Here is a 15,717-nt window from a genome sequence, read left to right on the forward strand (position 1 = left end):
GCCCTGGAGAACAATGATGTCCACACGATCCGCCTCCTCGTCTGACGCACTGGCCGCCGCCACCAGCGCGCGCCGCCCCCTGCCCCTGGGCGCGGTACTGATCGCGGCGCTGGCGCTGGCGGCCTGCTCGCTGGTCTTCGTGGCCAAGGGCTACCAGCTGTTTCAGGCCACCATGGTGCTGGCCTATGCCGTGGCCCTGGTGGGGCTGAACATCCTCACGGGCTACAGCGGCCAGATCTCGCTGGGCCATGGCGCCTTCTTCGCCATAGGCGCCTATGCGGCCGGCATCCTGATGGACCGCGCGGGCCTGGCCTACTGGCTGGCCGTGCCTGCAGCGGGTCTGGTGAGCCTGGCGGCGGGCTACCTGTTCGGGCGGCCCGCGCTCAGGCTGGAAGGGCTGTACCTGGCGCTGGCCACCTTTGCGCTGGGCGTGGTCATGCCCCAGCTGCTCAAGTACCGTCACTTGGAGGCCTGGACCGGCGGCGTGGGCGGCATCGTGCTGACCAAGCCCGAGGCGCCCTGGGGCCTGCCGCTGGATGCCGACCAGTGGTTCTACCTCTATGCATTGGCCGTGGCGGCGCTGCTGTTCTGGATGGCGCGCAACCTCATAGACAGCGGCAGCGGCCTGGCGCTGCGCGCCATCCGCGACCATGCCATGGCGGCCGAGGCCATGGGCGTGGACAACGCGCACTGCAAGTCCATGGCCTTTGCGATTTCGGCCGGCTACACGGGCGTGGGCGGCGCGCTGTCGGCCATTGCCGTGCAGTTCGTGGCGCCCGACTCCTTCACCATGTTCCTGTCGATCTCGCTGCTGGTGGGCGTGGTGGTGGGTGGTGTGGGAACGCTGTGGGGCGCGCTGTTCGGCGCCCTGTTCATCATGTTCATCCCGGGGCTGGCCGAGCAGGTGTCCAAGGCCGCGCCCTGGGCCGTCTACGGCACCGTGCTCATCGTCTTCATGTTCGCCATGCCCGGCGGCGTGATGGGCCTGCTGCACCGGCTGGGCCGGCCGGGCCGGCGCCTGCCCCGGCAGCGGCCGCGTGCCTGACTTTCCATCCCCACCCACAGGAGTCCCCCATGAATTCCAGTCCGGCCGTCCGCATGGAACGCCACGGCGAGAACGGCGACAGCGGCGAGATCGCCCTCATCGTCCTACAGGACAGCGCCCGCATGAATCCGCTGGGCAGGCCCTTGCAGCTGCGGCTGCGCGAACTGCTGGCCGAGGTGTGCGAGGACACCTCCCTCCGCGCCCTGGTACTCACCGCCGAGGGCCGGGGGTTCTGCGTGGGCGCGGACCTATCGTCCATGGGCGGGGCACAAGGCGGGGCCCAGGCCGATGGCCGCACGCTGGGCGCGCAGACGGCCGACAACATGCAGCAGTTGTCCAACCGCCTCATCCTGGACCTGCAGCAGTTGCCCGTGCCCGTGGTCTGCGCCATCAACGGCGCGGCAGCCGGGGCCGGCGTGGGCCTGGCCCTGGCCGGCGACGTGGCGCTGGCGGCGCGCTCGGCCTACTTCTACCTGCCTTTCCTGCCGCGCCTGGGCATCGTGCCGGACCTGGGCACCACCTGGTTCATCGAGCGCCGGCTGGGCCGTGCGCGCGCCCTGGGCCTGTCCCTGCTGGGCGACAGGCTGGGCGCGCAGCAGGCTGCCGACTGGGGCCTGGTCTGGGCCTGCGTGGACGACGAGGCCCTGCGCGAACAGGCCCTGGCCACGGCCGCCCGCCTGGCGCGGCTGCCGGCCGGTGCCGTGCTGGAAGCCCGCCGCGCGCTGGACCACGCAGCCGCTTCCACGCTGGAGCAGCAGCTTCACTACGAGGCCGAACGCCAGCGCGATCTGGTGGGCGCGCCGGCCTTCATGGAGGGCGTGCAGGCCTTCATGCAAAAGCGCGAGCCCGTGTTCGCGCCCCGCCAGCCGGGCTGACCGCCGCGCCTTCCCGCCACACCTTCCCGACTCACCTTGCTGCGCCCGCACATGCATTCGTCGGAATCGACGATGGGCGCGCGCCGGGCCGGTTCCTACCATGGACCGGCCACCACAAGAAAAGCGGGCACGGCGCCCGCAAGCCAGGAGACAACCATGCGCAACACCATCGCCCGGGGCCCCTGGGCCCTGATCGCCTGCCTGGCGCTGGCCCTGCCGGCCATCACCCAGGCGCCAGCCCAGGCCCAGAAGAAGTACGACACCGGCGCCAGCGACACCGAGATCCGCATCGGCAACTTCGTGCCCTACTCGGGTCCCGTGTCGGCCTACGGCACCATAGGCAAGGCCCATGCGGCCTACTTCGCCAAGATCAACGCCGAGGGCGGCATCAACGGCCGCAAGATCACCTACCTCTCGGCCGACGACGCCTACAACCCCGCGCAGAGCGTGGAGCAGACGCGCAAGCTGGTCGAGCGCGACGGAGTGCTGCTGATGTTCGGCGCGCTGGGCACCTCGCACAACCAGGCCGTGCATCGCTACATGAACCAGCGCAAGGTGCCCCAGCTGTTCGTCTCCACGGGCGCCACGCGCTGGGGCGATCCGAAGAACTTCCCCTGGACCATGGGCTGGCAGCCCACCTACCAGCTCGAAGGCCGCACGTTCGCCCAGCACATCCTGGCCACGCGGCCCCAGGCCAAGGTGGCCGTCCTGATGCAGAACGACGACTTCGGTAAGGACTACCTCAAGGGCGTGCTCGACGGATTCGGCGAGCAGGCCAAGCAGCGCATCGTCGTGCAGCAGACCTACGAGGTCGGCGACCCCACGGTGGACAGCCAGATGGTGGCGCTCAAGGGCTCGGGGGCGGACACCTTCATCAACATCAGCACGCCCAAGTTCGCGGCCCAGTCCATACGCAAGGCCGCCGACATCGGCTGGAAGCCTGCGCACTACCTGGTCAGCGTCTCGCTGTCCATCAGCTCGGTGCTCAAGCCTGCGGGCCTGGACAACGCGCGCGGCGTGATGACGGCCAGCTACCTGCGCGAGCCCTCGGACCCCACCAACCAGGGCACGCCCGAGCTGGCCGGCTACCTGGCCTTCATGCAGAAGTACTACCCGGCCGGCGACCCCAACGATTCGCTCAACGTCATCGGCTACTCCCAGGCCCAGACCCTGGTGCAGGTGCTCAGGCAGGCCGGCGACGAACTCACGCGCGCCAACATCATGAAGCAGGCCGCCAGCCTGAAGATGGACCTGCCCATGCTCTACCCGGGCATCAGCCTGCAGACCGGTGGGGACGATTTCTTCCCCATCAAGAAGATGCAGCTCGTGCGCTTCGACGGCAGCCGCTACGCGCCCGTGCAATGACCCCGGCCTTCAGGACAACGACAGGAGACACCCCCATGCCCGCCTTGCAAGGACTGATGCAGGACCGCCCGCTCATGATCTCGTCGCTGATCGAGCATGCGGCGCGCTTTCATCCGCACACCGAGATCATCTCGCGCCTGCCGGAAACCCGGGACGGTGGCCTGCACCGCACCGACTGGGCCGGCATGCGCCGCGCCTCCTGCCAGGTGGCCAACGCCCTGCAGTCGCTGGGCGTGCAGCCCGGCGAACGCGTGGGCACGCTGGCCTGGAACAGCTGGCGCCACCTGGCGCTGTACTTCGGCGTCTCGGGCAGCGGCGCGGTGCTGCACACCATCAACCCGCGCCTGTTTCCCGAGCAGATCGAATACATCGCCAACCATGCCGAGGACCGGGTGCTGTTCTTCGACGTGACCTTCGCGCCGCTGGTGGAAAAGCTCGCACCGCATCTGAAGACCGTCACCACCTATGTCTGCATGAGTTCGCGCGAGCACATGCCCGCGCTGGACCTGCCCGGCCTGCACTGCTGGGACGAACTGGTGGGCAACCAGAGCGAGGACTTCGAGTGGCCCGAGTTCGACGAGCGCACGGCCTCCTCGCTGTGCTACACCTCGGGCACCACGGGCCACCCCAAGGGCGTGCTGTACTCGCACCGCTCCACCGTGCTGCACACGCTGATGGAGCTGGCGCCCGACACCTTCGGCCTGAACGCGAGCGAGACCGTGATGCTCATCGTGCCCATGTTCCATGCCAACGCCTGGGGCACGCCCTATGCGGCGGCCATGGCCGGCGCACGGCTGGTGCTGCCCGGCCCGCACCTGGACGGCCAGAGCGTCTACGAGCTCATGCGCGACGAGAAGGTCACCTTCTCGCAGGGCGTGCCCACCGTGTGGCTGATGCTGTTCCAGTACCTGGATGCGCATCCCGACATCGACCCGCGCGCGCTGGGCGTCAAGAGCATAGGCATCGGCGGCGCGGCCGTGCCGCGCGCCATGCTGGAGCGCTTCGAGAACCAGTTCGGCGCCCAGGTCGTGCAGGGCTGGGGTATGACCGAGACCAGCCCCATCGGCGTGGTCAGCAAGCTGCTGCCCCGGCACGACGCGCTGTCGGGCGAGGAACTGGTCAAGGTCAAGCTCAAGCAGGGGCGCGGCGTCTGGGGCGTGGACCTCAAGATCGTGGACGACGACGGCCGGCCCCAGCCCTGGGACGGCCAGGCCCGGGGACACCTGCGCGTGCGCGGCCCCTGGATCGCCAGCGGCTACTTCAAGGGCGAAGGCGGCTCGCCCGTCGATGAGGAAGGCTTCTTCACCACGGGCGACGTGGCCACCATCGATGCCGACGGCTTCCTGCAGCTGGTGGACCGCGCCAAGGACGTGATCAAGTCGGGCGGCGAGTGGATTTCCTCCATCGACGTGGAGAACGCCGCCATGGGCCATCCCGGCGTGGCCGAGGCCGCCATCATCGGCGTGGCCCATCCCAAGTGGCAGGAGCGGCCGCTGCTGCTGGTGGTGCCGCGCGCAGGCCACAGCGTCAGCCGCGAGTCCATGCTCGACTTCCTGTCCACGCGCATCGCCAAATGGTGGCTGCCCGACGACGTGCTGCAGGTGGCCGAGCTGCCGCACACGGCCACGGGAAAACTGCTAAAGACCAAGCTGCGCGAGCAGTACAAGAACCATCCACTGCCCACGGCCTGAAAGGAGACCTCCATGCCAGGACCGCTTGAAGGCGTGCGCGTTGTCGAGTTCGCGGGCCTGGGCCCGGGGCCGTTCTGCGCCATGCTGCTGGCCGACATGGGTGCCGAGGTGCTGCGCATCGCGCGGCCCGGCACGCCGGTCGATGCACAGGACATCACCACGCGCAGCCGCAGCCAGGTCGAGATCGACCTGCGCGGCGAGGAAGGCCAGGCCTCGGCCCTGGCGCTGATCGCGCGCGCCGACCTGCTGATCGAGGGCTTTCGGCCCGGCGTGATGGAGCGCCTGGGCCTGGGCCCCGAGCCCTGCCTGGCGCGCAACCCGCGCCTGGTCTACGGCCGCATGACGGGCTGGGGCCAGCACGGGCCGCTGGCGAATGCGGCGGGGCATGACATCAACTACATCGCCATCTCCGGCGCCCTGCACGCCATCGGCCGCGCGGGCGAGGCGCCCGTGCCGCCGCTCAACTACGTGGGCGACTTCGGCGGCGGCGGCATGCTGCTGGCCGTGGGCCTGCTGGCCGCCCTGCACGAGGCCGGGCGCAGCGGCCGGGGCCAGGTCATCGACGCGGCCATGACCGATGGCACGGCCCTGCTGTCGGCCTTCATGTACGGCTTCAAGGCCAAGGGCCAGTGGAGCAACCAGCGCGGAGAGAACCTGCTGGACGGCGGCGCGCACTTCTATGACACCTATGCCTGCGCCGACGGCAAATACATCGCCATAGGCGCCATCGAGCCGCAGTTCTACGCCGAGCTGCGCCAGCGCTGCGGCATACAGGACCCGCTGTTCGACGCGCAGCTGGACGCCGCGCGCTGGCCCCTGCTCAAGCTGCGCCTGGCCGACGTGTTCCGCACGCGCACGCGCCAGCAGTGGTGCGAGCTGCTGGAAGGCAGCGATGCCTGCTTCGCGCCCGTGCTCGACTGGGACGAGGCGCCGCAGCACGCCCACAACCGCGCGCGTGCCACGTTCACCGAGGCCGGTGGCGTGCTCCAGCCCGCGCCGGCGCCGCGTTTTTCGCGCAGCGTGCCCGAGCAGCCCCGCCCCCCGCGCGCCGCCAGCCTGCAGGACACGCTGGCCGCCTGGAACGCCCGCTCCTGAGGAAACCCCATGCCCATGTATCTCACCCAGGCCATCCACAAGGGCCGCCGCGAAAGGGCCGGCGCCACGGCGGCCATCTGCGGCGAAGAGCAGGCCAGCTGGTCGCAGCTTGCGCAGCGCATCGAACGCTGTGCCGGCCTGCTGCGGGCGCTGGACGTGGCGCCCGGCGACCGCGTCGGCATGATGGGCCTGAACTCCATCCGCTACCTTGAATACTTCTATGGCTGCTGGTGGGCAGGCGCCGCGGTCAACCCCGTCAACATCCGCTGGAGCGCGCACGAGGTGGCCTACTCGCTGGACGATTGCGACACGCGCGTGCTCTTCGTGGACGATGCCTTCGCGCCCCTGGTGCCCCGGCTGCGCGAGCTGTCCTCCAGCCTGCGCACCGTGGTGTTCTGCGGCACGGGCGCCGCGCCCGAAGGCGCTCTGCACTACGAGCAATTGCTGGCCGCCGCCACGCCCTGCCCCGACGCGCTGCGCAGCGGCACCGACCTGGCTGCCGTCATGTACACAGGCGGCACCACGGGCCGGCCCAAGGGGGTGATGCTCAGCCACGACAACCTGTTCATCAACGCCCTGTCCAATGCCAGCAACGTGCCGCGCCAGCATGTGAAGGTGGGCATGGTGGTCACGCCCATGTTCCATGTGGCCGGCTGCGGCCTGGCCCTGCTCATGGCCCAGCGCCTGGTGCCCCAGGTCATCGTGCCGGCATTCGACGAGCTGGCCATCCTGGACGGCATCCAGCAGCACGGCGTGAACGAGCTGTTCCTGGTGCCCACCATGATCCGCCGGCTGATCGAGCATCCGCGCCTGGCGGAGTTCGACCTGTCCAGCCTGCGCCTCATGCTCTATGGCGCGGCGCCCATAGACGCCAGCCTGCTGGAGCGCGCCATGCAGGCGCTGCCCGGCGCCGACTTCGCCCAGGCCTACGGCATGACCGAGCTGTCGCCCACCATCGTGTCCATGGGCCCGGCCGAGCACCGTCCCGGCCCGCAGCGCGAGCGCCTGCTGCGCGCGGCCGGCCGGCCCGTGACCATTGCCGAGGTGCGCATCGTCGATGGCGAGGGCCGCGAGCTGCCGCCCGGCGAGGTGGGCGAGATCACGGCGCGCGGCCCCATGGTCATGCAGGGCTACTGGAACAGGCCCGCCGAGACGGCCGCCGCGCTCAAGGACGGCTGGATGCACACGGGCGACATGGGCCGGCTGGATGCCGACGGCTACCTCTTCGTCGTGGACCGGCTCAAGGACATGATCGTCAGCGGCGGCGAGAACGTGTATTCGGCCGAGGTCGAGAACGCCATCGCCCAGCTGCCCCAGGTCGCCATGTGCGCCGTCATCGGCGTGCCCGACGAACGCTGGGGCGAGCGCGTGCACGCCGTGATCGTCGCGCGCGAGGGCCAGCCGCTGACCGAGGCCGAGGTCATCGCCCACTGCCGCGAACGCATCGCGGGCTACAAGTGCCCGCGCTCGGTGGAGTTCCGCGCCGAGCTGCCGCTGTCGGCCGCCGGCAAGCTGCAGAAATTCCAATTGCGCGAACCCTACTGGCAGGGCCGCGAACGCCGCATCAACTGACCCCCACGAACCACCAGGCCACGCCATGCCACTGCAACTGACACGCTCCTGGAGCACCCCCGAGCTGGAAAGCCTGCGCGCCACCGCCGTGCGCTTTCTGGAAACCGAAATGCAGCCGCAGGACGAGGCCGCACGCCAGCGCGGCAACGTTGGCCATGCCATCTGGCGCCGCGCCGGCGAGCTGGGCCTGCTGTGCACCGACATCCCCGAGGACTACGGCGGCGGCGGCGGCGACTTCCGCCACGAGGCCGTGATCCACGAGGAGATGGCGCGCCGCGCCCTCTCGGGCATGAGCAACTCCGTGCATTCCATCGTGGCCCACTACCTGCTCAACCACGGCACCGAGGCGCAAAAGCGCAAGTACCTGCCCGCCATGGCGCGCGGCGAACTGGTGGGTGCCATCGCCATGACCGAGCCCGGCGCGGGCTCGGACCTGCAGGGCGTGCGCACGCGCGCAGAACTCAGGGACGGCCGCTACCGCATCAACGGCAGCAAGACCTTCATCACCAACGGCCTGCTGGCCGGCCTGATCCTCGTGGTCTGTAAGACCGACCCGGCCCAGGGAGCGCGCGGCACCTCCATCCTCATCGTGGAGACCCGGGACTGCGCGGGCTTTCGCGTGGGCCGCGTGCTCGACAAGATGGGCATGAAGGCCCAGGACACCTCGGAGCTGTTCTTCGACGACGTGGCCGTGCCGCAGGACGCGCTGCTGGGCGGGCGCGAAGGCCAGGGCTTCTACCAGCTCATGGGCGACCTGCCCTACGAGCGCCTGATCATCGGCCTGGCTGCCCTGGCCTGCATGGAAGGCGCCTACGAGGCCACGCTGGCCTACGTGCGCGAGCGCCGCGCCTTCGGCCAGGCCATTGCCGACATGCAGAACACCCGGTTCAAGCTCGCCGAGGTGGCCACCACGCTGACCGTGGGCCGCGCCTTCATCGACCGCTGCGTGGAGCAACTGGTGGCCGGCACGCTGGACACGGCCACGGCCTCCATGGCCAAGCTCTGGGGCTCGGAAGCGCAGGGCCGCGTGCTTGACGAACTCGTGCAACTGCATGGCGGCTATGGCTACATGAACGAATACATGGTCACCCGCATGTACGCCGATGCGCGCGTGCAGCGCATCTACGGCGGCACCAGCGAAATCATGAAGGAAGTGATATCGCGCGCGCTCTGACGCTCCGATCCCCTGGCGGCGCCAAGCGCTGCCGCAGTCCCCCTATCCCTTCCCCGGCAGCACAGGAGACAGCAGCCATGACCCTCGACGACCTCATCTACAAGCCCGGCCTGCTCAAGGGCGAACGCATCCTCGTCACTGGCGGCGGCACCGGCCTGGGCCGTGTCATGGGCGAGGCCTTTCTCATGATGGGCGCCGACATCCACCTGTGCGGCCGGCGCGGCGCCGTGGTCGAGCAGACCGCCCAGGAGCTGATGCAGCAGCACGGCGGCCGGGCCACGGGCCATGCCTGCGACGTGCGCCAGCCCGAGGCCGTGGAGCAGATGATCGAGGCCATCTGGGCCGATGGCGGCGCGCTCACGGGCCTGGTCAACAACGCGGCCGGCAACTTCGTCAGCCGCACCGAGGACCTGTCCATGCGCGCCTTCGACGCCGTGGCCAACATCGTCATGCGCGGCAGCTTCAACCTCACGCTGGAGTGCGGCCGCCGCTGGCTGGCCGAGGGCCGCAAGGCCAGCGTGCTGTCCATCCTCACCACCTGGGTCTGGAACGGCTCGGCCTTCACCGTGCCCTCGGCCATGGCCAAGTCGGGCGTGCATGCCATGACGCAGTCGCTGGCCGTGGAATGGGGCAACCGGGGCATACGCTTCAACGCCATCGCGCCGGGCCTGTTCCCCACCGAAGGCATGAGCGCGCGGCTGAACCCGCAGGGCGGCGAGCATGTGCGTGCCGACAACCCCATGGGCCGCAACGGCCGCATGCCCGAGCTGGCCAACCTGGCCGTCTTCCTCATGAGCACCCAGGCCGAGTACCTGACGGGACAGACCATCGCCATAGACGGCGGACAATACCAGGCGACGGGCGGCAACTTCGCCGGGCTGGCCAGCTGGAGCGACCAGGACTGGGCGAATGCGCGCAGCGCCATCGAATCGCGCAACGCGGCCGACCGCCAGCAAAGAACCGCATAGACACAAGGAGACAAGCCATGAGCCAAGAACGCGTGCGCATATCGGTGGACCACGGCGTGGCCGAGGTGACCCTGGCCCGGCCCGACAAGATGAATGCGCTGGACCCCGCCATGTTCGACGCCCTGATCGACGCATTGGCGCGGCTGCGGGACACGCCCGGGTTGCGTGCCGTGGTGCTGCATGGCGAAGGGCGCGCCTTCTGCGCGGGCCTGGACATGGGCAGCATGGCCGGCATTGCCGACGGCCAGCAGACGGCGGACATGACGGACCTGGCCGCGCGCACGCACGGCATGGCCAACCGCTTCCAGCAGATCTGCTGGGGCTGGCGCGAGCTGCCCGTGCCCGTGATCGCCGCCGTGCATGGCGTGGCCTACGGCGGCGGCCTGCAGCTGGCCCTGGGCGCGGACATCCGCCTGGTGGCCGATGATGCGCGGCTGTCCATCATGGAAATCAAGTGGGGACTGGTGCCCGACATGGCCGGCTGCGCGCTGGCCGCGCCGCTGGTGCGCGGCGATGTGCTGCGCGAGCTGGTCTACACCGGCCGCATCGTGCCCGGCCCCGAGGCCGTGGCCCTGGGCCTGGCCACGCGCGTGAGCGCTGCGCCGCTGGAGGAAGCGCGCCACCTGGCCCGCCAGATCGCGGCCAGCAGCCCGCACGCCATACGCGCGTCCAAGCGGCTGATGCAGCTCAGCGAAACCGCCTCTCCCGCAGACATCCTGCTGGCCGAAGCGCAGGAGCAGCAGGCCCTGCTGGGCAGCTCCAACCAGGCCGAGGCCGTGCGCGCCGGCCTGGAAAAGCGGGTGCCGGTCTTCAACGATCAAGGCCTTTAGACACCTTTTGAAACAGCCGCCGGACCCTGCATCGGGGTCCGGCGCAGCCATCCGCAAATACCCTTATTCGACGCCCTTTCGCCACTGCGCTGATTTTTTAGGCATTCCGTGGAAAGCCTTGCAGGGCGCGGATTCGGCAAGTTACACCCGGAGTTTTCCACAACTCCGTCCACACGCACCGGGGATAAAAACCCGGTGCCTGAGGGGCATGCAAGTGCAGGCATACTTGACGGCTTGCCTCGGCTTCCCCTTCTTTTCCCATGCCCCGCCTGCACGCTCCCAGCAAGGATGACAGCCGCCTGCTGCCGCCTTTTGCCGCCCTGCCCGAGCGCTGCATCCACGTGCCCGCCACCGACGCCGAATTCGCGGCCGCACGCGCCGCGCTGATGGCGGCTCCCGTGCTCGGTTTCGATACCGAGAGCAAGCCGCTGTTCCACGCCCACCAGACCGACACCGGCCCCCATGTGGTGCAGTTGGCCACCTGCGACCAGGCCTGGCTGCTGCAGCTGCACCATGCGCAGGCACGCGCGCTTGCGGCCGACGTGCTGGCCAGCGAGTCCATCTGCAAGGCCGGTTTCGGCCTGGACCATGACCGCAGCGCGCTGCCCGCGCGCCTGGGCGTTGCGCTGCACAACGTGATCGACCTGGACCGCGTGTTCAAGCGCCACGGCTATGCCAGCTCGGTAGGCGTGCGCGCGGCCGTGGCCATGGTGCTGGGGCAGAACTTCCACAAGTCCAAGAAGATCTCCACCTCCAACTGGGCTGCACCGCAGCTGAGCCTGGCCCAGCGCCACTACGCGGCCAACGACGCCCACGGCGCCGCCATGGTGCATGCCGCCCTGCCCACCTGGGAACAGCGCCAGCCGGCCGTGGCCGAACGCCCGGCCAGGCCCGCCAGGCCTGCGCCTGAACCCCGCGGCCCCGGCAGCTCCAGCGGCCCGCGGGGACCACGCAGGGCCCACGCGCCACGCGAGCAGGAGGCACCGCGCGAGCCGCATGTGTCGCACGAGCAGCACAAGCCGCATGAGCCACATGAGCCACATGTACCGCGCGAGTCCAGCGCCCCGCGCTCATCGCCACGCCCTTCCCGCACCCCACGCCTGCTGCAGGCGCCGGTCACACCGGGCAAGCCAAGCCCTGGCTAGGCCTCTTCCTCTTGCGGCACCAGCCGCACCCGGTCGCGGCCTGCGCGCTTGGCCTCGTAGAGCATGGCGTCGGCACGCGCCAGCGCCTGCTCCAGCGTCTGGCCCTGGGCCATCCAGGCCACGCCAAAGCTGGCCGTGATGCGTATGTCGTCGGGCAGCGCGCTGAAGCCCATCAGGCGCAGCTGGGTCTGGATGCGCCGGGTGATCCATTGCGCGGCCAGCGGGTCGGCGTGCGGCAGCAGGGCCACGAACTCCTCCCCGCCAAAGCGTGCAACCAGGTCCTGCTGGCGTGTGCTGCGCAGCAGCAGGCGCGCAAAGCGCTGCAGCACCTCATCGCCCGCCGCATGGCCCCAGCCGTCGTTGACCCGCTTGAAATGGTCCAGGTCGCACACCAGTACGGCGGCCGACAGCTGCGGCTGCTCGGCCAGCCGGCGCTGCACGGCCTCCCTGAAGGCGCGCCGGTTCAGCAGCCCGGTCAGCGGATCGCGGTCGCGCTCCTCGTGCAGCTCCTGCACGGTGTCGCGCACCGCTGCGGCCAGGAAGAGCATGGCAAACAGCAGGCCGAACACCAGCAGGCTCAGCTGCAGCGCCATCCACGAGGAAGAAATGCCCAGCCATTCCCCGGCTGCGATGGCCGATACCGAAGCAGCACGCGGCGTCACCCACAGCGTGCGGACGAAAAAGCTCAGCGCAAAGACCACGAACACCCACAGCAGCAGCCGGTCCCAGCCTGTGCAGGGATGCCTGCGTGGCAGCCGCCACAGCGGCAGGGCCAGCTGCAGGCCCAGGCCGAAATTGAGCACATGCTGGCGCGCCTGGGCATCGGGCACGGCCCAGGCGTAGTAGCCCAGCACCACCAGCACCGCGCCGCCAAAGCCGGCCGCCAGCGGTGCATCCGGTCGCACGCCCTGGCGTATGGCCATGGCCTCGGTGATGAACCAGGCCGCGCACAGTTGCAGCGCGGCCGTCGTCAACGCATTGACGGGAACGGCCGCAGGCCGCTCCAGGATCTGCAACAGCAGCGCCAGGCTGAAGCCGGTGAAGGCGAAGGACATGCTGCGCAACTCGCGCCGGGCACGCAGATGCCGCCAGCAGACATAGAAACAGCCGGCCAGCAGCAAGGTGCACAGGGGCACCGCCAGCGCCAGAAGATGTCTTGCTGTCAACGTCACCATCAACTCCCTGATGGAGTCTAGCGATCAGGTCACGTTACAACACGTCGTTAACAAAAATACACATTCACTCACGGTTCTGGCGATGGCAGGCCGGGCCTATCTGCGCGTGGCAGAGGAGCAACCGGGCTGCGGCGTATATGTTCGTAACCAACGCATCGTTGGGCACCGGAGGCCGGCACGCCACAATGCCAACCGTCCTCCGCTAGTAAAACCTCAGGACTTACGCAAACAGGATGCGGGAACGCGCCGCTCCCCATGGCAAATGGCCCGCCCGTGCCCTTCTTGCGTAAGCCGTCACCAGAAAGGCAATCTTCCATGCGCATCGAAACCCTGGCCGTCCACGCCGGCTACTCGCCCGACCCCACCACCAAGTCGGCCGCCGTGCCCATCTACCAGACCGTGGCCTACGCCTTCGACAGTGCCCAGCATGGCGCCGACCTGTTCGACCTCAAGGTGGCCGGCAACATCTACACGCGCATCATGAACCCCACCACCGACGTGCTGGAAAAGCGCGTCGCGGCGCTGGAAGGCGGCATTGCCGCCGTGGCCGTGGCCTCGGGCATGGCCGCCATCACCTATGCCATCCAGGCGATTGCCGAGGCCGGCGACAACATCGTCTCGGCCAGCACGCTCTACGGCGGCACCTACAACCTGTTCGCCCACACCTTCCCGCAGCAGGGCATCACGGTGCGCTTTGCCGATCCGCGCGACCCGGCCAGCTTTGCCCAGCACATCGATGAGAAGACCAAGGCCATCTTCATCGAGTCCATCGGCAACCCGCTGGGCAATGTCACCGACATCCGCGCCCTGGCCGATGTGGCCCATGCCCATGGCGTGCCGCTGATCGTGGACAACACGGTGCCCAGCCCCTATCTGCTGCGCCCCATCGAGCACGGCGCCGACATCGTCGTGCACTCGCTGACCAAGTACCTGGGCGGCCACGGCAACAGCGTGGGAGGCGCCGTCGTGGACAGCGGCAAGTTCCCCTGGGCCGAGCACAAGACACGCTTCAAGCGCCTGAACGAGCCCGATGTCAGCTACCACGGCGTGGTCTACACCGAGGCCCTGGGCGAGGCCGCCTACATCGGCCGCGTGCGCGTGGTGCCGCTGCGCAATACGGGCGCCGCGCTGTCGCCGCACAACGCCTTCCTCATCCTGCAGGGCATCGAGACGCTGGCCCTGCGCATGGACCGCATCTGCGAGAACACCCAGAAGATCGCCGAGACGCTGCAAAAGCATCCCAAGATCGAATGGGTGCGCTACGCCGGCCTGCAGGACCACCCCGACCACGCCCTGGTGAAGAAGCAGCTGGGCGGCCGCGCCTCGGGCATCCTCTCGTTCAGCCTCAAGAACGGCAGCGGCGACAGCGACACGCGCGCCGCCGGTGCGCGCTTCCTGGATGCGCTGCAGCTGTTCACGCGCCTGGTCAACATCGGCGACGCCAAGTCCCTGGCCACGCACCCGGCATCGACCACGCACCGCCAGCTGGACGCCGAGGAGCTTGCCAAGGCCGGCGTGACCGAAGGCATGGTGCGCCTGTCCGTGGGCATCGAGCACATCAGCGACCTGCTGGCCGACCTGGAGCAGGCGCTGGCCAAGGTCTGATTCCCGCGCAAGGGCTGGCCGGACTGCGCGGCGGCCCGGCCCTTGCAGGCAGGCCCTGGCCTGTCAGCGCCGCTTGGCGCGCTCCCGCACTTGCTGCGAGGAGTAGAAGATCAGCGGATCGGGCGTGCGTTGCGGGTTGGCGCAGGGCTCGATGGCATGGCCCTTGGGCGGGGCGCAGCGGGCCAGGTCGCGCAGCTGGGCCTGGGTGCGTTCGGCGTGGCGCGCGGCGGTCTCGCCTTCGGACGGGCGGCTGCCGGGCACGATGAGGCGCAGCTCCATCTTGCGGATGGCAGGCTCCACGGCATAGGTGCCCTGGTACTGCATCACCACGCGGCGCTCGGCCAGGTCCACCGTGGCCAGCACGGCGCGCATGGGCACGGGAATCATGGCGCCCGACTGGTAGCGCACCAGCACGAAGGGCGCAAAGGGCTTGGGAATCTTCAGCTCCAGTGTCTGGCCCTTGCCGCCGCGCGCATCGGCGCGCACGCGCAGCTGCCCGCCGTCGGGCAGGTAGCGGTCCAGCCGCCAGCCCGTGGATACACGCTGCGCACCCACGCAGGGCGCGTAGTAGTACTCGGTGGCATCAGCATCCTTGCCCGTGTAGAGCATCTGGGCACCTTCATGCTCGGTGAGCGCCTTGGCGGCCACGTCCGCACCGTCGGCCCTGGCGCCAACCAGCGTGCCGCCCCGCACGAACACGCCCGTGTACGGGAACCAGGTGGTGCGCTGGTTGGCCACGGCGCCATAGGGCTTGCATTCGGTGGACATGCTCTGGTCCTGCATGTCGGCCTGGGGCGCCATGGGCTCGCCGCCGTGGCCACCTCCCTGGTCGGCCAGGCTCAGGCGGCCATCGGCCTCGATGGTGAACGTGGCCTTAGCCACCATGGAGTAGTAGCGGCCGGCAGCGTCTTCGCCGATCAGCAGCAGGCTGGGCAGGGGCGTGAGGTTGGCGACCTCGGGTTCGGCGTGCGGCGCATCGGCCGGGGCCTTGGCGGGCACCTCGGGCCGGGGCTGGTCCTGTGGCTGGCTGGGCGCCGGTGCCTGGGGCGGCGCAGTGGCACAGCCGGCAAGGACCAGGGACAGCGGCATGGCAAGAACAAGCGAACGCAACAACATGGAACTCCCTCGGATCATTGAGGCCGACGATGCTACTGCATGCGCCGGCGCGCGATGCAAT

General features: G+C 69.4%; 13 protein-coding genes. 11 read left to right on the forward strand and 2 right to left on the reverse strand.

The genetic code is table 11. The features are described from left to right. Nucleotides 1-16: 16 nt before the first annotated feature. The 10 genes from CLV01_RS22560 (at nt 17) to CLV01_RS22605 (ending at nt 11,760) form a co-directional block, all read left to right on the forward strand. Nucleotides 17-1,045, forward strand: a complete 1,029-nt coding sequence (locus tag CLV01_RS22560; RefSeq protein ID WP_099735072.1) for a branched-chain amino acid ABC transporter permease — start codon at nt 17-19, stop codon at nt 1,043-1,045. 29 nt (nt 1,046-1,074) lie between these two features. Continuing rightward, a complete protein-coding gene (locus CLV01_RS22565) occupies nt 1,075-1,920 on the forward strand; it encodes an enoyl-CoA hydratase-related protein (protein WP_099733156.1) in 846 nt (281 codons plus the stop codon). A 156-nt stretch (nt 1,921-2,076) separates the two neighbouring features. Beyond that, nucleotides 2,077-3,285: an ABC transporter substrate-binding protein gene (locus CLV01_RS22570; protein WP_065346603.1), complete on the forward strand. Its 1,209-nt coding sequence runs from the start codon at nt 2,077-2,079 to the stop codon at nt 3,283-3,285. Between the two features lie 35 nt (nt 3,286-3,320). Continuing rightward, nucleotides 3,321-4,976 carry a long-chain-fatty-acid--CoA ligase gene (locus CLV01_RS22575; RefSeq protein WP_099733155.1) on the forward strand — a complete coding sequence of 552 codons (1,656 nt, stop codon included), beginning with the start codon at nt 3,321-3,323 and terminating at the stop codon, nt 4,974-4,976. Between the two features lie 12 nt (nt 4,977-4,988). Further along, a complete protein-coding gene (locus CLV01_RS22580; protein ID WP_099733154.1) occupies nt 4,989-6,071 on the forward strand; it encodes a CaiB/BaiF CoA transferase family protein in 1,083 nt (360 codons plus the stop codon). Between the two features lie 9 nt (nt 6,072-6,080). Next, entirely contained in the window at nt 6,081-7,643 is a 1,563-nt protein-coding gene (locus CLV01_RS22585; RefSeq protein WP_099733153.1) for a long-chain-fatty-acid--CoA ligase, read from the forward strand. Between the two features lie 25 nt (nt 7,644-7,668). Next, nucleotides 7,669-8,817, forward strand: coding sequence for an acyl-CoA dehydrogenase family protein (locus tag CLV01_RS22590; protein ID WP_017406341.1), 1,149 nt, complete (start codon nt 7,669-7,671; stop codon nt 8,815-8,817). Between the two features lie 77 nt (nt 8,818-8,894). After that, nucleotides 8,895-9,785: an SDR family oxidoreductase gene (locus CLV01_RS22595; protein WP_099733152.1), complete on the forward strand. Its 891-nt coding sequence runs from the start codon at nt 8,895-8,897 to the stop codon at nt 9,783-9,785. Between the two features lie 17 nt (nt 9,786-9,802). Then, a complete protein-coding gene (locus CLV01_RS22600) occupies nt 9,803-10,615 on the forward strand; it encodes a crotonase/enoyl-CoA hydratase family protein (protein ID WP_013801537.1) in 813 nt (270 codons plus the stop codon). Between the two features lie 260 nt (nt 10,616-10,875). Beyond that, nucleotides 10,876-11,760 (forward strand): 3'-5' exonuclease, encoded by an 885-nt coding sequence (locus CLV01_RS22605; protein WP_099733151.1) that lies wholly within the window; start codon nt 10,876-10,878, stop codon nt 11,758-11,760. Here CLV01_RS22605 and CLV01_RS22610 read toward each other — a convergent pair. Then, a complete protein-coding gene (locus CLV01_RS22610; RefSeq protein ID WP_099733150.1) occupies nt 11,757-12,935 on the reverse strand; it encodes a GGDEF domain-containing protein in 1,179 nt (392 codons plus the stop codon). The two genes, CLV01_RS22605 and CLV01_RS22610, sit on opposite strands and share 4 nt — an antisense overlap. A 315-nt stretch (nt 12,936-13,250) precedes the next feature. On the opposite strand from CLV01_RS22610, the gene CLV01_RS22615 reads away from it, so the two are divergent. Then, nucleotides 13,251-14,540, forward strand: a complete 1,290-nt coding sequence (locus CLV01_RS22615; RefSeq protein WP_034395982.1) for an O-acetylhomoserine aminocarboxypropyltransferase/cysteine synthase family protein — start codon at nt 13,251-13,253, stop codon at nt 14,538-14,540. Between the two features lie 63 nt (nt 14,541-14,603). Here the strand turns inward: CLV01_RS22615 and CLV01_RS22620 are convergent, their stop codons facing one another. Further along, nucleotides 14,604-15,656, reverse strand: coding sequence for a hypothetical protein (locus tag CLV01_RS22620; RefSeq protein WP_034395985.1), 1,053 nt, complete (start codon nt 15,654-15,656; stop codon nt 14,604-14,606). Nucleotides 15,657-15,717: the final 61 nt, after the last annotated feature.

This window comes from Delftia sp. 60 (assembly GCF_002754395.1).
In the GTDB taxonomy this organism is placed as follows: Bacteria; Pseudomonadota; Gammaproteobacteria; order Burkholderiales; family Burkholderiaceae_C; genus Comamonas; species Comamonas acidovorans.